Origin of the sequence: Streptomyces sp. NPDC007983 (genome assembly GCF_042958345.1) — a bacterium.
In the GTDB taxonomy this organism is placed as follows: Bacteria; Actinomycetota; Actinomycetes; order Streptomycetales; family Streptomycetaceae; genus Streptomyces.
Genome location: NZ_JBIBJI010000018.1, coordinates 45010 through 65420 on the forward strand (window position 1 = coordinate 45010; position 20411 = coordinate 65420).

At 70.3% G+C, this 20411-nt stretch carries 17 protein-coding genes; 11 read left to right on the top strand and 6 right to left on the bottom strand.

From position 1 onward, the window contains the following. Window positions 1-172: 172 nt before the first annotated feature. The 7 genes from ACFZCY_RS36555 to ACFZCY_RS36585 all read left to right on the top strand — a co-directional run bounded on the left by ACFZCY_RS36555 (window position 173) and on the right by ACFZCY_RS36585 (window position 7666). A complete protein-coding gene (locus tag ACFZCY_RS36555; RefSeq protein WP_391183386.1) occupies window positions 173-1582 on the top strand; it encodes a family 2B encapsulin nanocompartment shell protein in 1410 nt (469 codons plus the stop codon). 8 nt (window positions 1583-1590) lie between these two features. Next, complete coding sequence (locus ACFZCY_RS36560) at window positions 1591-2847, top strand: family 2 encapsulin nanocompartment cargo protein terpene cyclase (protein WP_391183669.1); 1257 nt, start codon at window positions 1591-1593, stop codon at window positions 2845-2847. Between the two features lie 17 nt (window positions 2848-2864). After that, complete coding sequence (locus tag ACFZCY_RS36565; RefSeq protein WP_391183389.1) at window positions 2865-3779, top strand: geranyl diphosphate 2-C-methyltransferase; 915 nt, start codon at window positions 2865-2867, stop codon at window positions 3777-3779. A 178-nt stretch (window positions 3780-3957) separates the two neighbouring features. Further along, window positions 3958-4305 carry a hypothetical protein gene (locus tag ACFZCY_RS36570; protein ID WP_391183391.1) on the top strand — a complete coding sequence of 116 codons (348 nt, stop codon included), beginning with the start codon at window positions 3958-3960 and terminating at the stop codon, window positions 4303-4305. A gap of 51 nt (window positions 4306-4356) precedes the next feature. After that, a complete protein-coding gene (locus ACFZCY_RS36575) occupies window positions 4357-6192 on the top strand; it encodes a hypothetical protein (protein WP_391183393.1) in 1836 nt (611 codons plus the stop codon). A gap of 126 nt (window positions 6193-6318) precedes the next feature. Continuing rightward, window positions 6319-7302, top strand: coding sequence for a WD40 repeat domain-containing protein (locus ACFZCY_RS36580; protein ID WP_391183396.1), 984 nt, complete (start codon window positions 6319-6321; stop codon window positions 7300-7302). Between the two features lie 7 nt (window positions 7303-7309). Further along, the gene (locus ACFZCY_RS36585) at window positions 7310-7666 is read left to right on the top strand and encodes a CU044_2847 family protein (protein WP_391183399.1); all 357 of its coding nucleotides are present in this window, start codon (window positions 7310-7312) and stop codon (window positions 7664-7666) included. Window positions 7667-7693: 27 nt separating this feature from the next. Here the strand turns inward: ACFZCY_RS36585 and ACFZCY_RS36590 are convergent, their stop codons facing one another. After that, entirely contained in the window at window positions 7694-8593 is a 900-nt protein-coding gene (locus tag ACFZCY_RS36590; RefSeq protein ID WP_391183401.1) for a LysR substrate-binding domain-containing protein, read from the bottom strand. Window positions 8594-8673: 80 nt separating this feature from the next. On the opposite strand from ACFZCY_RS36590, the gene ACFZCY_RS36595 reads away from it, so the two are divergent. Next, window positions 8674-9936 (top strand): MFS transporter, encoded by a 1263-nt coding sequence (locus tag ACFZCY_RS36595; RefSeq protein WP_391183404.1) that lies wholly within the window; start codon window positions 8674-8676, stop codon window positions 9934-9936. Between the two features lie 13 nt (window positions 9937-9949). Here ACFZCY_RS36595 and ACFZCY_RS36600 read toward each other — a convergent pair whose 3' ends face one another. Then, the gene (locus ACFZCY_RS36600; protein WP_361480016.1) at window positions 9950-10150 is read right to left on the bottom strand and encodes a DUF4236 domain-containing protein; all 201 of its coding nucleotides are present in this window, start codon (window positions 10148-10150) and stop codon (window positions 9950-9952) included. 341 nt (window positions 10151-10491) lie between these two features. Here ACFZCY_RS36600 and ACFZCY_RS36605 point away from each other — a divergent pair, with 341 nt between their 5' ends. The 3 genes from ACFZCY_RS36605 to ACFZCY_RS36615 all read left to right on the top strand — a co-directional run bounded on the left by ACFZCY_RS36605 (window position 10492) and on the right by ACFZCY_RS36615 (window position 15607). Beyond that, window positions 10492-14271: an HPC2 multi-domain protein gene (locus tag ACFZCY_RS36605; protein ID WP_391183409.1), complete on the top strand. Its 3780-nt coding sequence runs from the start codon at window positions 10492-10494 to the stop codon at window positions 14269-14271. Further along, window positions 14271-14960, top strand: coding sequence for a hypothetical protein (locus ACFZCY_RS36610; protein WP_391183412.1), 690 nt, complete (start codon window positions 14271-14273; stop codon window positions 14958-14960). Before ACFZCY_RS36605 ends, ACFZCY_RS36610 begins: the two co-directional genes overlap by 1 nt. A 107-nt stretch (window positions 14961-15067) precedes the next feature. Continuing rightward, window positions 15068-15607, top strand: coding sequence for a Scr1 family TA system antitoxin-like transcriptional regulator (locus tag ACFZCY_RS36615; protein ID WP_391183415.1), 540 nt, complete (start codon window positions 15068-15070; stop codon window positions 15605-15607). 44 nt (window positions 15608-15651) lie between these two features. Here ACFZCY_RS36615 and ACFZCY_RS36620 read toward each other — a convergent pair whose 3' ends face one another. From ACFZCY_RS36620 to ACFZCY_RS36635, 4 genes are read right to left on the bottom strand one after another with little or no spacing between them, the layout of a single operon-like run. Then, window positions 15652-15948: a hypothetical protein gene (locus tag ACFZCY_RS36620; RefSeq protein WP_391183672.1), complete on the bottom strand. Its 297-nt coding sequence runs from the start codon at window positions 15946-15948 to the stop codon at window positions 15652-15654. A 5-nt stretch (window positions 15949-15953) separates the two neighbouring features. After that, window positions 15954-18059, bottom strand: a complete 2106-nt coding sequence (locus tag ACFZCY_RS36625) for an AAA family ATPase (RefSeq protein WP_391183418.1) — start codon at window positions 18057-18059, stop codon at window positions 15954-15956. 5 nt (window positions 18060-18064) lie between these two features. Continuing rightward, on the bottom strand, window positions 18065-19882 hold the full coding sequence (locus ACFZCY_RS36630; protein ID WP_391183420.1) for a hypothetical protein: 1818 nt from the start codon (window positions 19880-19882) through the stop codon (window positions 18065-18067). Beyond that, the gene (locus ACFZCY_RS36635; protein WP_391183423.1) at window positions 19879-20409 is read right to left on the bottom strand and encodes a hypothetical protein; all 531 of its coding nucleotides are present in this window, start codon (window positions 20407-20409) and stop codon (window positions 19879-19881) included. Before ACFZCY_RS36635 ends, ACFZCY_RS36630 begins: the two co-directional genes overlap by 4 nt. Window positions 20410-20411 lie beyond the last annotated feature (2 nt).

Consider the following 20411-nt stretch of genomic DNA (forward strand, 5'->3'; position numbering starts at 1 on the left):
GGCCACGATCATCTTATCGAGTTAATGCTGACGGCTCCCCCGGGCCAACTGGCCTACCAGCCACTACTGTTCCCCGGGTCCGGACGGGTTCCCGGACGCCCGCCCCCTTCTCTTTTCCGGTGACGCGCCTGCGCGCGCGAAGCCACCGCCGTCACGAAGGAGAGCTCGCCCGATGACTGTTGGAACCAGCTCGGAAGCACCTCGGGAGCCGACTCGGCAGTCCAGCCTGAGCACGGCGGCTGCCCGCAACCTTGCCACCACGACCAAGTCCGCGCCGCAGATGCAGGGCATCACCTCCCGCTGGCTGCTGCGGACGCTCCCCTGGGTCGAGGTCAAGGGCGGCACCTACCGGGTGAACCGTCGGCTGACCTACACCGTCGGCGACGGCCGCGTGGAGTTCGTACAGGACGGCGCCACGGTCCGGGTGATCCCCCGCGAGCTCGGCGAACTGGCCCTGCTGCGCGGCTTCGAGGACGTGGAGGTGCTGACCGCGATCGCCGACCGGTGCGTCCAGCACGACTTCCGCCCCGGCGAAACGCTGGTCGAGCGCGGTGCGCCGGCCGAGCAGTTCTACATGATCGCCCACGGCCGCGTCAGCCGGACCACGGTCGGCAAGTACGGCGACGAGGTCTCCGTAGCCGTACTCGCCGACGGCGACCGGTTCGGTGAGGACGCCCTGCTGGACGGGGACGCCCGGTGGGACTCCACCGCCACCGCCGAGACCTCCGGCACCCTGCTCACCCTGTCCCGCGCCGACTTCGACGCCGTGCTGTCCACGGCACCGAGCCTGCAGGCCCACGTCCAGGAGTTCCGCTCACGTCTCGGCCAGCGGCAGAACCGGCGCGGCGAGGCCGAGATCGCCCTGTCGGCCGGACACTCCGGCGAGCCCGCGCTGCCCGGCACGTTCGTCGACTACGAGCTGAAGCCGCGCGAGTACGAACTCTCCGTGGCGCAGACCGTTCTGCGGATCCACACCAGGGTCGCCGACCTCTACAACGAGCCCATGGACCAGACCGAGGAGCAGCTCAGGCTCATCATCGAGGCGCTGCGTGAGCGCCAGGAGCACGAGCTGATCAACAACCGGGAGTTCGGGCTGCTCCACAACGCCGACTTCAAGCAGCGCATCCAGACCCATTCCGGCCCGCCCACCCCGGACGACCTCGACGAGTTGCTCTGCCGCCGCCGCGGCTCCAAGTTCTTCCTCGCCCACCCCCGGACGATCGCGGCGATCGGGCGGGAGTTCAACTCCCGCGGGCTCTATCCGACCCACGTCGACCTCGGCGGGCAGCAGGTCCCGGCCTGGCGCGGCGTTCCGATCCTGCCCTGCAACAAGATCCCCATCACCAAGGAGAACACCAGCTCCGTCCTCGTCATGCGCACCGGCGAGGACAACCAGGGGGTCATCGGTCTGCGGCAGACCGGTCTGCCGGAGGAGTACGAACCGGGCCTGTCGGTGCGTTTCATGGGCATCGACGAAAAGGCGATCATCTCCTACCTCGTCAGCGCCTACTACTCCGCCGCCATCCTGGTGCCGGACGCCCTCGGCGTACTGGAGAACGTGCAGATCGCCCGCACCCCCTAGGGCCTCCCCTGCCGGGCGACGACGACGGCCCGGCCCCCTCTCCGGGCGCCCGGCCGTCTCCGGGCGGGCCGAGCGTGCCCGGGGTCCGTCCGGGACAGCCCCCACCCACCGAGGAGCCATGGATGCCTGCGCCTGAGATTCCCCCCGCGACCTCCCTGCCCGCCCCGCCATCCGCCGACCTGGCACGGATCCTGCGCGGCCCGAGCGGCCTGGGCACGGCGAGCCTCCACCCGGCCAGGCGCGAGCAGCCGCCGGCTCCGCCGACGCCGCCGGAGGAGCCCGCGGAAGGCGCCCCGGTCCCGGGCCTCTACTACCACCCGGTGCCGGAGCCCGACCCCGCGCGCGTGGAGGAGGTCAGCCGCCGGATCAAGGCCTGGGCGCTGGACGAGGTCGATCTGTATCCCGAGGATTGGGAGGACCAGTTCGACGGCTTCTCCGTCGGTCGCTACATGGTCGCCTGCCATCCGGACGCGCCCACCGTCGACCATCTGATGCTCGCAACGCGCCTGATGGTCGCCGAGAACGCGGTGGACGACTGCTACTGCGAGGACCACGGCGGCTCGCCCATCGGCCTCGGCGGTCGCCTGCTGCTGGCGCACACCGCCCTCGATCCGTTGCACACCTCGAAGGAGTACCAGCCGCAGTGGGCGGAGTCGCTCCACTCGGACGCGCCCCGGCGCGCCTACCGCTCGGCCATGGAGTACTTCGTCCAAGGGGCCAGCCCCTCCCAGGCCGACCGGTACCGGCACGACATGGCCCGTCTGCACATGGGGTACCTCGCCGAGGCCGCCTGGGCCCAGACGGACCACGTCCCCGAGGTGTGGGAATACCTGGCGATGCGCCAGTTCAACAACTTCCGGCCCTGCCCCACCATCACCGACACCGTCGGCGGCTACGAACTACCGGCGGACCTGCACGCCCGGCCCGAAATGCAGCGGGTCATCGCGCTCGCCGGAAACGCCACCACCATCGTGAACGACCTGTACTCGTACACCAAGGAACTCGCCAGCCCCGGCCGGCACCTGAACCTGCCCGTGGTCATCGCCGAACGTGAGGGCGTCTCCGACCGCGAGGCCTATCTGAAGGCGGTCGAGGTCCACAACGACCTCATGCACGACTTCGAGTCCGAAGCCGCGGCCCTGGCCGCCGCCTGTCCCGTCCCGCCCGTGCAGCGCTTTCTGCGGGGCGTGGCCGCGTGGGTCGACGGCAACCACTACTGGCACCAGACCAATACCTACCGCTACAGCCTGCCCGACTTCTGGTAATGAGAATGGACTCAGCCATGACCAGCACCGAATTCACCACCGCCGCCACCACCGCCACCGGCGACTCCGCCACCTCCGCCGGCTCCCCATTCATCCCCGCCCCGGCGACGCCCTACCAGGGGGACATCGCCCGCTACTGGGATCGTGAGGCCAGGCCCGTGAACCTGCGCCTCGGCGATGTGGACGGCCTGTACCACCACCACTACGGCATCGGCGATGTCGACCACACCGCCCTCGGGGACAGCGCCGACAGCGAGTACGAGAAGAAGCTGATCGCCGAGCTGCACCGCCTGGAGTCGGCACAGGCCGAACTTCTCCTGGACCACCTCGGCCCCATCGAGCGCGGCGACACGCTCGTGGACGCCGGATGCGGCCGCGGCGGCTCGATGGTCATGGCCCACCAGCGTTTCGGATGCAAGGTCGAGGGCGTCACGCTGTCGGCCAAGCAGGCCGACTTCGCCAACCAGCGGGCACGCGAACTCAGGATCCAGGACCACGTCCGCGCCCACGTGTGCAACATGCTCGGTACGCCCTTCGAGACCGGGCAGGCCGCGGCCTCGTGGAACAACGAGTCGACCATGTACGTCGACCTGCACGACCTCTTCGCCGAGCACTCCCGCATCCTCACGGTCGGCGGCCGCTACGTGACCATCACCGGCTGCTGGAACCCGCGTTACGGCCAGCCCTCGAAGTGGGTGTCCCAGATCAACGCGCACTTCGAGTGCAACATCCACTCCCGGCGGGAGTACCTGCGCGCCATGGCCGACAATCGCCTCGTACCGCAGGCCGTCATCGACCTGACCGCCGCGACCCTGCCGTACTGGGAGCTGCGGGCCACGTCCTCGCTGGTCACCGGCATCGAGGAAGCGTTCATCAACTCCTACAAGGACGGCTCCTTCCAGTACCTCCTGATCGCGGCCGACCGCGTCTGACCGAATGCGGGCTGAGAAAGGCCGCTCCCGGCCCTTTTCAGCCCGCTGCCTGTCGTGTTCGTCGCCCCCTTCTTCGCCCGTCACCGTCAATGCGATTGCCGTATCAAGCTGGCGACAGCCACACTTGTCCCGTCCAATCGCTTGATAAAGCAGTGTGCGGGGATGTTCGGGGGGCCTCATGCCACAGGACGGAGCCGCGCCGAGTGACGCCTCGGTGGTGAGGATCCTCGACGCCGACGGGTGGCCGCAGGGAGCGGGGTTCCTCACCGGACACCGTGAAGTGATCACCTGCGCCCATGTAGTGGCCAGAGCCATGGGCGCGCCGTTCGAGGAGTTCACGGAGGCGCCGCGGGGGCGCTTATGGGTCGACTTCCCGCTCGCCGAGCCCGGTCGGCACATGGAGGTGCGGATCGAGTCCTGGAGCCCGGCCCGGGCCGACAGATCCGGCGACGTCGCCGTCCTCCGCCTGCTCGCCGATCCGCCGGTCAGGGCAACGGTCGCCCGGCTCGTGAAAGACGTGGCCTAACCGGAACGCCGGGTACGCACCTTCGGCTTCCCCGAGGCCCACGACGACGGTGTGTGGAGCGTCGGCTGGTTACGCGGACGAACCGGCGCCGGCTGGCTGCAATACGAGACCGACCCGTCCAGCGAGCACCGCGTTCAGCGCGGCTTCTCCGGCGCTCCGGTCTGGGATGTGGCCGAAGGCGGCGTGGTCGGGATGGTCGTCGCCGCCTACGACGCCAAGGGCGCCCGCACGGCGTACCTCATCCCGACGCAGACGCTGCGCGAGAGCTCGTCGACTCTGGGCGCAAGGGCGCTCCCGGCCTGCCCGTTCCGAGCCCTGGACCCCTTCGAGGAGCGTGACGCCCGGCTGTTCCACGGTCGCGAGGAGCCGGCCCGGCGCATCGTCGACCTGCTCGGTTACGCCCCGGCGGTCAGCCTGGTCGGCCCGTCCGGCTGCGGCAAGTCCTCCTTGCTGCACGCCGGAGCGCTGCCCCGGCTGCGCGACCGCCGGGACCTGGAAATCGTGGTCTTCCGGCCCGGACAACTGGGCCACAGCCCGCTCGCCGCCCTGGCCCTGGCCCTGCTCCCGCGCCTCGAACCAGACCTGACCGAGACCGCGCGCCTGGCCGAGCTGCCCGGACTGACGGACCTGCTGCGCGCGGGCCACCTGCCCCCGATCGTCGACCGGCTGCTCGCCCGCCAGGGCAGGGACCGGATGCTGGTGGTCGCCGACCAGTTCGAAGAAGCGCTCATCGGCACGGAACAGACGGAGCTGGACGCCCTGGCGGGCGCGCTCGGACACGCTCTGCATCCCGGGTCGCGGCTTCAGATCGCGACGACCTTGCGCGCCGACTTCCTCACTCCCGCCCTCAACCACCCCGGGCTCGCGCCGCTGTTCGCCGGCGACCGGCTGTTCACGGTGGGCGCGATGTCCGACGAGGAGCTGCGCGCGGCCATCGAGCGGCCGCTGCACCACACCGGCGTCCGCTATGAACCGGGGCTGGTGGACCGGATCCTGGGTGACCTCGGTAGCGACCCGGGCCGGCTGCCACTGCTGGAATTCACCCTCACCAAGCTGTGGGAACTCCAGCAACAAGACGGCACGGGCGTCATCGGGCACGCCACATACGAGTCCCTGGGCCGCGTCAACGACGCACTGGTCACCCACGCGGAACAGATCTGGACCGGAGCCCTGACCGAGGAGGAGCACCGTGCCGCCCGCGCGCTGCTCGTTCAGCTCGTCCACCCTGGCGACGGCCGGGTCGCGCCCAGCCGCCGCACTCTGACCCGCTCCGAACGGCCCCCTCAGCAGTGGCGGATCGCCCAGCGGCTGATGACCACCCGCCTGGTCGTGCCCGGCGAAGAGTACCGCTCCGGCGACGGGTCGCCCGAGGAGACGGTGGAACTCGCCCATGAGACGCTGCTGACGCACTGGGGCCGGCTGCGCGCCTTCTTCGAGGCCGACCGCGACTTCCGCGTATGGCAGGAGGACCTGCGACGGCGGATCGCCCAGTGGACCACCGACCGGCGCCCCCCGGGGCCGACTGCTGCGCGGGGCGGATCTGCGGGACGCCCGGGAGTGGCGCGCGCGCCGACAGGACGAACTGCTCCCGGCGGAGACGGAGTACATCGACACGAGCCTCCGCGGCGCGCGCCGCCGCCTCATGACGGTCATCGCCATCGTCGTCGCGCTCGGCCTCGTCGGAGGGGCCGTGGGACTGACGGTCCGGGCCCGGCAGTACGACGCCGGCAGGAAATCGGCCACCCAGGCATCCCGGGTCCTGCTACAGCAGTCGCGCGACGCCGAGAACTCCGCCGGCGACACCGGGGCCGCGTACACGGCACTGCTGCTGGCCCTGCGCGCCTACCGCACCCAGGACACCGGGCAAACCCGGGCGCGCCTCGGTGAGATGTACGCACGGTACGGGTTCGCCGACCTGCTCGCCCCGCGTTACATATCGGCGAACGCGCTCCTCACGGAGTCGACGGTGATGGGCCCCTGCAGGACTCTTCCCTCACCGACGCCGAGGGGCGGGTGATCGTCGCACGGGACGCCGCCGGCAAGGCGATCGTGCTGGAGCGTACCGACGGGAAGAAGCCGCGCCGGCTGCCGGTCGGCCGCGAGGTGGACGCCACGGCGGTCAGCCCGGACGGCTCCCTGGTCGCCATGGTCAAGGCACCGCTCTCCTTCACTCCCGGCGCCATGCCGTCGACCCCGTCGGCGGACCCGCGAGGCCTTCCGGTACGCCTGTACGAGGTACGGACCAACAAGACCCGTACCCTCGAGCGCCCCGAGAAGGGCGATCCCTTTTCTGACGAGTCGCAGGAGTTACCGGAATTTCCCGGCCTTGAAATACCCGACCTGGAACTCCCCGATATCCCCGGCCTGACGATGCCGACGACGTACGCGCGGCTGGCCTTCTCCCCCGACGGTTCGGTGCTGCTGGGCCAGACCGGTCTCCTCGGCGAAGGCGGACGGCTCGTGCTCTGGGACACCGCCACCGGCCGAATCAAGAAGATCATGCCCGGCCTGCCGGAGTCGGTCAGCACGCTGTGGCTGGACAGCGGCGGGAAACGCCTGATCACGCTGTCCGAGGCGGCGGTGAAGGGGTCGTATCTGGAGTCGACCACCTCAGTGAAGCAGTGGGACCTGAGCGGGGCGTCACCGCGCGGGAAGGAATTGTTCGCCTTCAAGAACTCGGACAAGACCGCCGACGATGACTTCGTCACCAGGGTCGACAGCCCATGGAAGATCGACCTGCTCGGCCCGGACGGCGACCCGTCCGCGATCCTTTCCGCGAACGGCCTGCTCGCCGTCGTCGGCCGCGGCAAGGGCGGCCCGCTGCACCGGCTGCCCGGATCCACCGGGACACCTGCCAACGCCCCGTCCGCTGCCGAGGCCAAGCGGTGGATGGCGCACCTGTGCGGCATCCTCGGCGACGAGACGTTGCCCCGGGCCGCCGACGAGAAACTGCCTCCCGGTACGTACCGGGGCGCGTTGTGCCCGGAGAAGGGGTAGAAAGCACATGGCCGAGACGCAGCTCATCTGGGTGCCGTTGAACGACTCCGAGGGCTCCAACGGCGACGGTCGGGTGATGATGGAGGTCGAGCGAGTCACCTCCGGCATCGTGCGCGCCGCCCGGCCGGGCGAGGTCGCGGGAACCGCCGCGCGGACGCTGAGCGAGAGCTTCGACCAGGTGCGGGCGGCGGCCGCGGCACTTCTGGACCGGCTGACGCTGCTTCCCAGCCCACCGAGCACGGTCGAGGTGGAACTCGGCGTGAAGATCAACGCCGAGGCCGGAGCGGTTATCGCCAAGACGGCGGCCGAGGGAAACTTCACGGTCAGACTGACCTGGCAGCGGGCCGACGACCTCGGCCCGTGAGAGGTACCTGCGGCTCTGATCGCGGTCTCAGCTGTGCGCTGTCCAGTGGTGCCGGGCGAGGTCGGCCAGGGTGCTGAGAACGGTGCTGGGCAGGCGGTCCTTGTGGCGCAGATAGTGGATGCCGAGGACGGGTTTGCTGGTCCAGGGCAGGAGTGCCACTTCGCCGCGGGCGAGTTCGTCGGCGACGGCGGCCGCGGGGAGCAGGGCGACGCCCAGGCCTGCCGCAGCGCAGCGTTTGAGTGCTTCGACGCTCACGAATTCCATCGTGGTGGGGTGTATGGCCGCCTTACCCAACTCGCCTTCCATGACGTCGCGTTGGGCGCAGCCGGGCTCGATGAGGAGCAGGGTTTCGTCGGCGAGGTCGGCGGTGTCGACGTGGTCGCGGTGGCGGAGCCGGTGACCGGGGTGGGCAATGAGCTGCAGGGGTTGCCGGGCGAGGAGTTCGGTGGTGGCCATGGGGGCTTGGATGTGTTCTTCGAGGAGGAACCCGGCGTCCAGGGTCCCGTCGTTCAGGGAGGTCAACAGGGTGTTTCGGCCGGCGGGACCGAAGGCCACACGAAGGTGGGGGAAGTGGTCCATCAGGGCACGGAGCACCGGTGGCAGAAGGTGGGCGCACAGGCTTTCGGGGGCGGCGATGCGCAGGGTGCCGCGGATGGTGCGGGGGTCGCCACTGGCGCCTTGGACGGCCTGGCGGGCCTGTTCCGCCTGATGGGCGAGTTGCCGTGCGTGGGGCAGCAGTTCGCGACCGGCGTGGGTGAGGGCGATGCGCCGCCCCAGACGCTCGAAGAGCGCGGCGCCCAGGTCCTGCTCGAGGGCTTTGATGTGTGCGGTGACGCTTGACTGGACGTAGTCCAGCTCCTGGGCGGCTCGGGTGAAGCTCATGTGGCGGGCGACGGCAAGGAACGTCGCGAGGTGCTTCAGCTCCATTAACTCATCGCAATCAGTGATCGTTTGGATCGGAGATGTTCGTTGGACCCGATGGGCCGGGGCGGCCTACAAGTTGAGTCATGGCCCTCTTCACCTTTCCGCGCCGGACCGACCCGACGCAACGGCGCTCCCCCACCGGGCTGGCGGGGCGGGACTTCCTCCTGCTGCTCGTCGCCACGCTGGGGACCTTCTCCAATTACGCGCCACTGGTGTCGGTGGTCTCCCTGTGGTCGGCCGAGGGCGGCTCCGGACTCGGCGGGGTGGGTGCGGCCACCGGAGTGACCATGGCCACCACGGTGGGCATCCAGCTGGTGATGGGCCGCCTGCTGCGTCGCTACGGGCTGCGCCGGATCCTGGCCGCCGGGGCCCTGCTGCTGGGACTGCCCACCTTCGCCTATCCGGTCTCCTCCGGCCTGGAATGGGTCCTTGCCGTCTCGGCCGTGCGGGGTGTGGGCTTCGGCATGATCACGGTGGCCGGCAGCGCCCTGGTGGCCGAGCTGGTGCCGCCGGGCCGGCGCGGCCGGGCGGTGGGCCGGTACGGCATCGCTGTGGGTCTGCCGCAGGTCGTCTGTCTGCCGACGGGGGTGTGGTGTGCCCAGCAGTTCGGCTTCACCGCCGTCTTCGTCGTCACCGGAGCCGTGAGCGTGCTGGCGGCTCCCCTGGCCGGGCTGATGTCGGGCGAGCGGGTGGGTGAGGAGACGCCGTCTGGACGAGAGTCCTCGGGGCAGGGCGGTACGAGACGTCCCACCGTGGGTCTGCGCCCGCTGGCCGGGCCGTGGGCCATGATCATCGTCTCCGCGTGTGCTCTGGGTGGGATGGCCTCCTTCCTCCCACTCACCCTGAAGGGGGACGCGGCCGCCCCGGCCGCGCTGTTCGTGCTGTCCGCGGCGGTGATCGTGGGCCGCTGGGCAGCAGGGTCGTTCAACGACCGCGCCGGGTCGGGGCAGCTGCTGGTGCCCGGGGTGCTGGCCTGTGCGCTCGGCACGGCGGTGGTTGCCGGGGCGGCTGCCGGTCTGCCCGCCCCCGCTGTGCTGGCCTCGGTGGCGGCAGGGCTGTACGGGCTGGGTTTCGGTGCCCTGCAGAACGACACTCTGGTGACGATGTTCCACCGGGCGGGCCCGCAGGGGCATGGCGTGGCCAGCACGGTGTGGAACATGGCCTACGACGCGGGCACCGGGATCGGCGCCGTGGCCGTGGGCGTGGTCTCCCAAGTGGTCGGCGTGGACGGCGCCTTCGCGGCCGCGGCCGTCCTGATTGGGCTGGTCGGCCCGCTCGCCCGGCACGAGCGCATCCACGAGACCGCCCAGCGGATTACCCCGGCTCCGGCGGGCGAGCCCCGCTGAACATCGGGAGTCGTCAGTGGCGTGAGGTGCTCTTGGTGGTGGTCTTGCGGTAGCCAAAGGGGCCGGGCAGGTCCATCGAGGTCGTCCTGCGGCCGGTGGAGGAGTAGGTGCGCTTGGCGTCACCCTTCCCGAGCGTGACGGAGACGGACTTGCGGTTGATGTTGAGCCGGACGCCGGGAAGTATGCGGAAGCTCTTGCGGAAGGTGACGGGCACGGTAACTCCTTTCCTCGGTTCTTCGCGTTCCCCGCACGCACGTTCGTACGCGGCCCGGGCCGCTGGAGACGCTTCGGGGACAGCGGGGTGACGGCCTCGTCACGCCCGTAGTGCCACCCTTCACCAGGAAGAACGTGCCGTGGGAGGGGTTCCGTCCTATGCCACCGCCAAAGGCTCTCTCGCTGCGGCCACGGACGTCGAAGAAAGCTCCCGCCCCGGCGCAGGAGCGGCCGGACGTACGGAACCCCGCGCGGCCCTCGTACCCTCCGTCCAACGCGGCGGTATCGGCCGCATTGGCCGGTGGACGCGGACCGGCGCCGCTCCCTCCGCTGTCGGCCAAGGTGCCGCCTGCCGGGCAGGACACGGTCGGCAATGGTGCGGTCGCGGCGGCCCGCCGCGCCGAGCCCGCCGACCGGCAGCCGCCCGCGGCCGAAGCGGCACCGGCGGAGGCTGCCGCTGCGTCCGGTGGCGCGTCGGAGGTGACGGCCCCGGATGCAAAGGCGCGTCCCGGCCCGGACGCGGATCCGAAGTTCGGGGCATTGAAGAAGGACGTACGGCACAAGAAGCGGTCGGTGGCGGCCTCGCACCCACCTCCGAGGACCGAGGCGGCATCGGCGCAGGACGCCGCCCAACCGCCCAAGGACGACGAAGAGGCGCAGGGCAAGACCGCCAACGCCGAGAAGATGGACGAGGCGAAGCCGAAGGAATTCGACAAGGACGCGTTCATCAGGGCGGTCGAGAAGGCAATCGCCGAGAAGGCACCGAAGAACCTCGACGAGGCGGACAAGTTCGCCGACTCCGGAAAGGCCGAAGAGGTACGGGCGGAGGTGCAGGGCCAGGTCGGCCAGGGCAAGTCGGACTCGGCCGAGCAGATCGCCACGACGACCGCCGCTCCCCCGGACACCTCGGCGGCCGTGCCCAAGAAGGTCGTTCCCATGACCCCGGACCGGCCGCCCGGGGCCCCGGGCACGCCGAACCCGGCGAACGCCGTACCGGACAAACTGCCGCCGTCAGCCACCGATTTGTCCGCCGGTCCCGAACGGGTCGACCGGCAGATGGCGGACGCGCAGGTCACCGAGACGCAGCTGAAGAAGTCCAACGAGCCGACGTTCAAGAACGCCCTGGGCGAGAAGAAGACCGCCGAGCGGCACTCCGACGTGGCCCCCGGCCGGATGCGCGGGCACGAGAAGAAGGAGCTGCGCGCCGCCACCGCACGGGCCCAGCGGCTGGGCGCCGCCGCCATGGGCGCGATGGGCGCCCAGCGGGTGCGGGCCGGGCAGCAGGTCGGCGCGGGCAAGGACGGCGCCAAGGGGCGGGACGAGGAGAAGCGGGCCCAGGTCACGTCGATCCTGCAGGGCGTCTTCGACACCATGAAGAAGGAAGTCGAGGCGATCCTCGACGGCCTCGACAAGCTGGTCGACGACCAGTTCGGGAGAGAAGAGAAGGCGGCGCGGGACGCGTTCACCGCCGAGCACAAGCGGAAGATGGAGGAGTACAAGGACCGGCGGTACTCGGGCTGGTCCGGCAAGGCTCGCTGGCTCCGGGACTTGTTCGCCGGGCTGCCCGCCGAAGCCGACAAGATCTTCGAGGAGGCCCGCGACAACTACGTCCGGCGGATGCGGCAGGTCATCTCCAATGTCGCCGACACCATCGGCACTGAGCTGAACCGGGCCAAGCGGCGCATCGCCCAGGGCCGTACCGAAATGCAGGCCGCGGTGCGCAAGCTCCCGGCGGACCTGCGGTCCATCGGGCAGCAGGCGGCCGCCGAGTTCACCGACAAGTTCGACGAACTCACGCAGTCCGTGGACGACAAGGGCACCCAGCTCGTCGACACCCTCGCCACCAAGTACACCGACGCGCTGAAGTCGGTCGACGACGAGATCGCGGCGGAGAAGGAGAAGAACAAGGGCCTGGTGGCGAAGGCCGTGGACGCGGTCAAGTCCGTGATCAACACCATCTTGGAGCTGAAGCGGCTGCTGCTGTCGGTTCTGGCCAAGGCCGCGTCCGCGATCATGCTGATCCTCAAGGATCCGATCGGCTTCCTGCGCAACCTGGTCTCGGCCGTCGGCGCCGGCCTGCGCCAGTTCCTGGCGAACATCGGCCGTCACCTGCAACAGGGCATCATGTCCTGGCTGCTGGGCAAGACGGCCGAGGCGGGCATTGAGCTGCCGTCGAAGTTCGACGCGCAGGGCGTCCTGAAGATGCTCGCCTCCGTGCTCGGTCTGACCTGGCAGAACATCCGCTCCCGGATCGTCCGCAAGGTGCCGAAGATGGAACCGGCGGTCGCGGCGGCCGAGACCGCGGTGCCGCTGGTCTCGGAGGTCCGCAAGCGGGGCGTCGCGGGGATGTGGGACGACCTCAAGACGCGCGTGGGCGACCTGAAGAAGGACCTGCTCGACAAGGTCATCGCCTATGTGACACCCACGATCATCCAGGCCGGGATCATGTGGGTGCTCTCGCTGCTCAACCCGGCATCCGCCTTCGTGCGGGCGGTGAAGCTGATCATCGACTTCGTCCGCTTCATCGTCACCCAGGCGCGCCAGATCTTCGAGTTCGTGAACTCCGTGCTGGATGCGGTCATCGCGATCGCAAGAGGCGGCAGCGGCGGCGTCCCGGGCCTGATCGAACGCGCCCTGGCCCGCTCCATCCCGGTCCTGCTGGGCGTGCTGGCCGCGGTCCTGGGCGTGGCCGGCATCGCCGCGAAGGTCAAGCAGATCGTCCAGGCGATGTCCAAGCCGGTGAACCGGGCGGTGGACTGGGTGATCGACAAGATCGTCGGCCTGGTGAAGAAGCTGTGGGCCAAGATCAAGTCGAAGTTCGAGAAGAAGAAGCCGACCAAGCCGAAGCCGAAGCGCCGCCCGGACCGGAAGCGGCCGGGCGGACCGCGCCGACGGAAGCGTCCGGACCAGCGCCGCCGTCCCGACCGGCGCAGGCCGAAGCGAAAGGGCGGCAAGGGCAAGGCCGGGCCGGACCAAAAGCGGCCGGGCGAAGGCCACACCCTGAAACCGGACTGGGGAACCGTCAGCTTCTCCGCGGACGGGCACGCGCATCGGCTCTTCGTCGCGGCGTCCGGCGGCAAGGCGACGCTCATGGTCGCCAGCACGGAACAGCCGGTCGTGACCTATCTCAACCGCGTCATCGCCGACGAGAAGACCAATCCCGAGGTCAAGCAGAAGGCTCAGGCCGCGCTCCAGCTGGCGACAACCGCCGGTGGTCAGGCGAACGAGATCGCGAAGCTTGCGGTGCACGTCCCTGAAAAGGGGGAAAAGGCGGCCAAGCAGAAGATGTCCAAGGAACAGGCGGAGCTCTCCGCCGAACAAAAACAGCTTGCCGACTTACTCAAGGAAATCTTTGAACAGAAGAACTCCATCGAGCCCTGGCTCGGCAAGCCCGTCGCCGATGTACCGAAGGGACTGCTCGGCTACGACGTGCGGCCGGACAGCGGAACGTTCCTGTTCGGCGAGAGCTACTCGTTCCTGCAGATTCAACGCGCAGGCGGGTTCGGATCGGCCGACGGGCGTAGCTTCCCGATGGTGCACGTCGACCCGCACGAACTGGTGCAGAAGGGCGCGGGCATCCTGCGGGCCGACATGGAGGTAATCAAGGCGTACCGCGCTGCGATCGCCACCCACCAGGACAAGCTGAAGCTCGACGAAGCGCCGGATCTCGAGGGTAATCCCGACGGTCTCGCGAACCAGCTCGAGAAGGGCGCCAACAAGCAACGGCCATTCAACATGGGCATCCGTAAGCAGATGGAAGCCATCGTGAACTTCCTTCAGAAGGGTGGAGATCTCACCGGCGTCGAGGTGAAGGTCGGGAAGAAGCGCGTCGACTACGCGGCCCGGATGAGCATCGACGGCCGGGCGCAACACGTCATGATCGAGTACAAGCACGTGACCGGTAAGCTCAGCACCGAACGCCGGGCCGAGTTGGTGACCAAATTGACGGCCCAGCTCACCGGTCAAATAGAAGGTGGCCGTGGAAAATACACCACGCACATCATCGACTGGCCTGAGTTCAGCGGCCTCGATACACGTTCACAGGCAGCGTTCCGTGAGGTCATCGAGGACGCCAGGGAGGTGGGTGCGAAGATGGGCATCGACGTGAGATGGAACGGGTGATGGCCATGGATGATTCGTACGCGGCGGGCAGCGAGCTGGTCCTTCAGATGGAGGCGTCCGACGAGACCGAGAGCACCGTGCTGCGCAGAGCCGTTGCCGCGCTGGGCCAGTTCGCCGGCGAGGGCTTTCAGCCGAAAGGTGCCCGCAGTACGCGCTTCCTCAACGGGGAGGGAGAGGCTATGACGGTCGCCCTCACGCATCCTGCTCACTCGGCACTCAACTCCTGGGTTCATGTGAGTCTCGGTGATTTCGAGCCGGATGGCGTCGGCACGATCTTCTTGACGGTCCACCTGGACGAGCCGGGAGACGTTCTCAAGCAGGAATGGGAGATGGCTGTCGCCCTGACATCACAGCTCGTGGCAGGCCTCAGCCCAAGCCTGGCGCATCTGACGGCGTGGCACCTTGACGGCGACGGGGAGATCTATCCGTCCAAGCGCCTTCGGCCCGGCTCCAACCTGCCGGAAGAGTTCGGACCGTGGACCTATATCTCCGGTAAGGGGCTCACCGACCAGGTTCGCGTTCGACTCGCGGCCCTGCCTGCGTACGCTTCCCAGGCGCTCGGGGACGGCTGGCTGGTGAGGGCTGTCGAAAACCCCGGTGCCGAGCCGACCGAACAGTTCCGGGACGCGCTGAGGGCACTGGACACCGAACCAATCACCTACCGAGCGGCTCGTCTCGCCGCCGCTTGATCGGTTAGAGCCGCGGCGGGAGCCTGTCGAGGCGGACCGGGAGGTCTCGAACGCGGACGCCGGTCGCGTGCCAGATCGCGTTGGCAATGGCGGCGGATGAGGCGCACATGCCGATCTCGCCGCTGCCCTTGGTGCCCATCGGGTTGAGCTGGTCGTCGTCCTCGTCGAGCGCCAACGCGGTCGTGCCCGGTCTGCTCCAGACACGTGCCTACGCATTGGCGATCCACCAGGCGCGGGAGATGCGCAGCTCCAGCGACGAGATCGAGGGCATGGTGGAGGCTCGCATCCAGCGACAGCACATCTTGCGCAGGGACCCGGCTCTGCATCTCTGGGTGGTCCTCGACGAAGCCGTGCTCCGACGTGACGTCGCTGGAGAGGCTGTCATGGCTGAGCAGATGGCCCATCTGCACGACATGGCTCAGATTCCGAACGTCGACATCCAGGTTCTGCCGTTCACCGCCGGAGCCCATGCGGCGGGTACAGGACATTTCGTGATCCTGGGCAAGGACGATGAGCGGAATCCGCTCAATTCCATGGCCGTCGTCTACATCGAGATGCGCCGTCGTGGCCTGTATCTGGACGACGCAGAAGACGTCGGGTCTTACCTGTGCTTTCCATCGCAGTTGATGCGTGGGCCGCCTTTGTAGGAGGGGTACGGGAAGGCGAGATCTGCCACGGCGCATGACCGCGGTCACCGATTCTGTGCGTCCTCCCAAGGCGACTTCATCGGCACGAAGAACAGCCGTGCAGCAGCCGGGGCCGCCTGTGCGGCCGCTTTGGTTGTGGCCGCGTTGCCGAGCTGGTCTTGGGCAACGGTCGGTGGTGTCTTCGCCAGCGGGTGCAGGGTGTGGGCCACCGTTGCGTTGCTCACCGGTACCAGCACCGGAGCCGACACCTGGCGGGTGGCCGTCGCGGTCTCCGGGGTGCGGGCCGGGGGGACCGGGGCTATCAGGCGGTGGAGGGAGAGCGGGGGTTCGGTGGGCAGCATCTGGGTCACCCCGGGGTTCCGTCGTCGAGCAGCAGGTGGGCGTGCGGGCCGAGTTCACTCGGGCGGAGGAGCCGGGCCTCGCGCTGGAACTGGCGGGCCACGCCGCGGACGATGTGGCGCATACCGATCGTAGCGCTGTCGGCGTCCGCGGCGGAGAGGGCGGCGGTGCGGGCCGCCGCGGTGATGCCCGCGCCGGTCATGTCGAGGCGGGCCAGGGCGTCCAGGTCCACGTCGGGGGCGAGGGGGGCCTCTTCGGGGAAGGCGATGCGCCACAGTCGGCGGCGTTCGGGGGCGGACGGGCGGGGGAAGTGGACGACGAAGTGGAAGCGGCGGGTGAAGGCGGGGTCGATGTTGTCCTTGAGGTTGCTGGTGAGGATCACCAGGCCGTCGCTCGCCTCCAGGCGTTGCAGGAGGTAGCCGACCTCCAGGTTGGCGTACCGGTCGGTGCCGTGCTTCACCTCGCCGCGCTTGCCGAACAGGGCGTCGGCCTCGTCGAAGAGCAGCACCGCGTGGCTCTCCTCGGCCTGCCGGAACGCGGTCTCCATGTTCTTCTCCGTCTCCCCCACCCACTTGGAGACGACCTGGGCGAGGTCCACCTTGAGGAGTTCCAGGCCGAGCATGCCGGTGACGATCTCGGCGGACATGGTCTTGCCGGTTCCGGGCTCCCCGGTGAAGAGCGCCTTGACTCCGCCGTGGCCCGAGCGGCGGGCGAAGCCCCAGCTCTCGGCGATCCGTGGCCAGGCGCGGAAGGCCGAGGCGATTTCCAGGATCTGGCGGAACTGGACGTCGGGCAGGACCAGGTCGTCGACGGTGCGGCGGGGCAGGATCGAGTGGACGGCGCTGCCGCTGCGTCCGCGGGTGACGGTGGCGATGGCGGGTTCGACGTGGTCGGCGACCGGCTCCGGGTGTCCGTTGCCCGCCAGGCGTGCCCCGGCGTCCGCGACCGAGGCGACGGCGCGCAGTTCGCCGCCGCTCATGCGGTACCGGACGGCGAGGTCTTCGAGGAGGGGTCCGTTCAGGTCCGGGAGCGCGGCCGACCACATGGCTCGGCGGTCGGTGAAACCGGGCACGGGGACGGTCAGTTCGGCGTAGGCGCGGGCGGCGAGCAGGCCCGCGGGGCGCCAGGGCTTCAGGCCGGTCAGGCACACCGGCACGCGCGAGCGGAGGAGGGCGGCGGAGATCGCGTCGGCGTGGGGCCGCTGCTGCTCGCCGTGCAGGTCGTCGGTGGGGATCCACAGCACCGCGCCCAGCGCGGCGGCCGTCCGCAGGTCGGCCTCGGGATCGGCGGTCAGGGTTCGCAGAGGTGCTCCTGCGGCCTGGGTCAGTGCCTGTACGGCGTCGAGCTGGCCGTCGGGCGGGCAGCCCCACAGCCCGGTCAGGTCGATGTCGCCGCAGGCGAGGGCCCGGCCGAGTCGGGTGAGTTCGTCCGACGAGAGGTACGGGGAGAGCACGCGGGGTTCGGGTGGCGCGACCTCGCCGGGGTCGTGGCCGAGCAGTCCGACGTCGCCGCCCCAGCCCAGCAGGAAGTCCAGCACCCCGGGGCCGAGGATCAGTTCCTGGGCCAGCTCGACCGCGGCCTCGCCGTGCGCGCGCAGCAGGCCGTACCGGCGCAAGGATCCGGCCGGGCCGAGGGAGCGGCGCAGGGCGAGGCGGGCCGGTGCGCTGTCCGCCCCCACGGTCACGATCAGTTCGATGCTGGGCAGGCGGCGGTTGAGGTTGTCGACGATGTAGGCGTAGATCCGCTCGTAGCCGCGATCCAGTTCCGGCGCGGCGACCAGCAGCAGCGCGTCCTGCTCGGCGCGCGTCAGGCCGAAGCGGGTGGCGAGGGCGTCGAGGGGGAGGGTCGTGCCTTCGGCGGAGGCGCGGCGTCTGAGGTCGCGTTCGGCTTCCGGCTCCGGCGAGCCGGAGACGTACGGCTCGGCCATGGTGTCGGTGAAGGCGTGCACCTCGCCGAGCAGGACGTCGACCTGTTCGTCGGTGACGCAGTACGGGGTGAGGTCCGGCCTGGTGAGCCGGGCCGCGAGCGCTGCCTGCCGTTCGACGGCCGCGCGCAGCGCGCGGTGCGCCTCGGCCAGCCGTAGCCGCAGGTGTTCCAGCGCTGGTTCGCCCATGTGCCTCACCCGGCCGAGAAGGTCAGGGTCCGGCCGCCCAGCCAGACCACATCGGGCACGTCGGCGAGCAGGCCGCCGCGCAGGAGGTCCGCGTGGCGCCGTCCCATCGGTACGCGGACCCGGACGGCCGCGGGCTCGAACCGCACCGTGGCCTCCAGGTCGGCGAAGCGGTGCAGGGCCAGGAGCGGATCCGGTGTCTCGCGGTCGCGCCACAGGGTCCAGGCGATGGTGGACAGCCCGAGCGCCGCGGCCAGGGTGACGGTGCGTTCCAGGCCGCCGTCCGGTGCGAGCGGTACGGCGCAGCGCTCGGTGACCAGGGCGGTTACCAGGTCCGTGAGTCGCTGGGTGTGGGCGGGCAATGCGGCGGCCAGGCGCAGGTCCGGGGTCGTGCCCGTGGCGGTCCACAGCGGTGTGCGCCAGGGTAGCCGTGCCACCGGATCGCCGCGCAGCGGGCGTACGCCGGTGAGGAACGGCGCGCCCGCCGAGGCGAGGTCGCGCAGGGTGCCCGGGGGCAGGGGGCCGTCGCAGAGCAATACGGTCGGCCGCCCGCACGCCTGCCAGTGCGGCAGCAGCCCGGCGGCGTCCGGCGCCCAGGCGATGGGGAACATGCCCTGGGCGTCGGCGAGGAGCAGCGCATCGTCGGCACCGGTGATCAGGAGCGGATCGGCGGGGTCGTGGCCTCGGCACACCGAGAGCGCGAGGACGCCGTCGAGGACCGGGAGCGCGGGGCGCACCTGGCGGGCGAAGGCGGTCAGCTGCTCCTCGGCGACGGGTGGGTGGAGGCCCGCGAAGGCGGCCGCGGCCTCGGTGTCCCGCTCGGTGCGGCGCCAGCCTCGTGCCGTGGCGCCCAGCACCTTGTACGCGAGGGCCGCCGCGAACAGCGGTGCGTCCTCGGCGACTTCCAGGCCTGCCAGGGCGGGGCCGATCGCGTCGAGGTATCCGATGCGTGCCAGGGGCCCGGCGAGGAGGAAGGGCAGCGCGGACCATACCCGTACCTCGTCGGTGGTGCGTGGCGCCATCACGGTGCCGCCCGGGGCGAGGAGCGGCGCCTCGGCGGTGGCGGACGGCTCCTGGGCAGATGGCTCGGGCTGGCCGGTCAGGGTCCGGGCCAGCCGTATCGTCGCCTCGGGGTCCGCGGACGTCACGTAGGCGGCAAGGACCCGGGGCAGGTCGGTGGCGTCGGCGCCCTCGACCGCCGTACGCAGCGGCTCGGGCAGCGCGTCGGTGGGCCCGGCGGTAAGGGCGCGCCCGACGAGTTCGGCGAGCAGCCGGGCGGCCACCGTCGGGTCGTCGGCGCCGAGGAGGGCGGGCAGATACGCGCGTACGGACTTATCCGGCAGCAGGGCGAGCAGCGCGTCCAGTTCGCCGCGCTCGGCGAGTTCGGCAAAGAGCGCGGCGGCGCTCGGGGGGGTCCGTGGGTCGGGAGGCGCCGCGAAGGATGCCTCGAACGATACGGCGCCGGTGTCGGCATCGGAGGTGTTGGAGGCGTCGGCGGGGATCTCCACCATCGGCACCGGTGCGAAGTGGACCTCGGCGGGCGGACCGCCGCTCGGGGCCCAGCCGAGTGTTCCGTTCCGGCCCGGCCGGACGGTGACGGTCAGCGGTTCGGTGATCTCCACGTCCGGGCCGCCGGCTGCGAGCCGCTCGGCGAAGTGGTCCGCAAGCAGCTCCGGGAGGGAGTCCACCACCTGGCGGACCAGGCCCCGTGGATCGGGGCCCCAGCTCCACCCACCGCGCCGGACCACCGTCACGGTGCACCGGTGCACCGTGATGTCGGCGGTCTCGCCCGTTCCGCCGGTGGCCGACGCGGTGGGGGCGCTCATGTCACCTTCTCCCTTCCCAAGTGGCCTGCCCAGCCCGCCGCGAGCACCAGCACACCGTGCTCGCTGCCCGCGGTGAGGGTCACCGGCAGTTTCACCTGGGTCTGCTGGGCGGCGATCTCCCCGGTGAGCACATGGGTGTCCTGCTCGTCGGAGATCAGGGCGACCACGGGGGTGGTGCCGTTCGCCGGGACCTGCACGGTGATGGTGATCCCGTCCTTGGTCAGCGCGATGCCGTCGTCCCACCCCGCCAGGCGCAGCAGCTCGGGTTTGGGTTTGTCCTCGGATGTCACCTCGACGCCGTAGGCCAACGGGTCGGCGAGGGCTCCGGGTTCGTCGTCCACGGCCGCCACGCCGAGCTTTCCGGCGCTCAGCGGCAGGGTCGCGACGCGGCCGTCGCCCAGGGGGACGCGCAGCGGCAGGGCGCGTCCGACGAGTGCGGCCGCGTCGGCCGGGGCGTCGGCGCCGGTGTGGGCCAGGGCGCCCACGACGTGTCCGGTGCCGAGCGCGTACACCACGTGAAGAGCCATCG

Coding starts and splice junctions, on each gene's coding strand:
- ACFZCY_RS36555 (WP_391183386.1), top strand. CDS start 173: ATGACTGTTGGAACCAGCTCGGAAGCACCTCGGGAGCCGACTCGGCAG.
- ACFZCY_RS36565 (WP_391183389.1), top strand. CDS start 2,865: ATGACCAGCACCGAATTCACCACCGCCGCCACCACCGCCACCGGCGAC.
- ACFZCY_RS36570 (WP_391183391.1), top strand. CDS start 3,958: ATGCCACAGGACGGAGCCGCGCCGAGTGACGCCTCGGTGGTGAGGATC.
- ACFZCY_RS36585 (WP_391183399.1), top strand. CDS start 7,310: ATGGCCGAGACGCAGCTCATCTGGGTGCCGTTGAACGACTCCGAGGGC.
- ACFZCY_RS36590 (WP_391183401.1), bottom strand. CDS start 8,593: ATGGAGCTGAAGCACCTCGCGACGTTCCTTGCCGTCGCCCGCCACATG.
- ACFZCY_RS36595 (WP_391183404.1), top strand. CDS start 8,674: ATGGCCCTCTTCACCTTTCCGCGCCGGACCGACCCGACGCAACGGCGC.
- ACFZCY_RS36610 (WP_391183412.1), top strand. CDS start 14,271: ATGGCCATGGATGATTCGTACGCGGCGGGCAGCGAGCTGGTCCTTCAG.
- ACFZCY_RS36615 (WP_391183415.1), top strand. CDS start 15,068: ATGCCGATCTCGCCGCTGCCCTTGGTGCCCATCGGGTTGAGCTGGTCG.
- ACFZCY_RS36620 (WP_391183672.1), bottom strand. CDS start 15,948: ATGCTGCCCACCGAACCCCCGCTCTCCCTCCACCGCCTGATAGCCCCG.
- ACFZCY_RS36625 (WP_391183418.1), bottom strand. CDS start 18,059: ATGGGCGAACCAGCGCTGGAACACCTGCGGCTACGGCTGGCCGAGGCG.
- ACFZCY_RS36630 (WP_391183420.1), bottom strand. CDS start 19,882: ATGAGCGCCCCCACCGCGTCGGCCACCGGCGGAACGGGCGAGACCGCC.
- ACFZCY_RS36635 (WP_391183423.1), bottom strand. CDS start 20,409: ATGGCTCTTCACGTGGTGTACGCGCTCGGCACCGGACACGTCGTGGGC.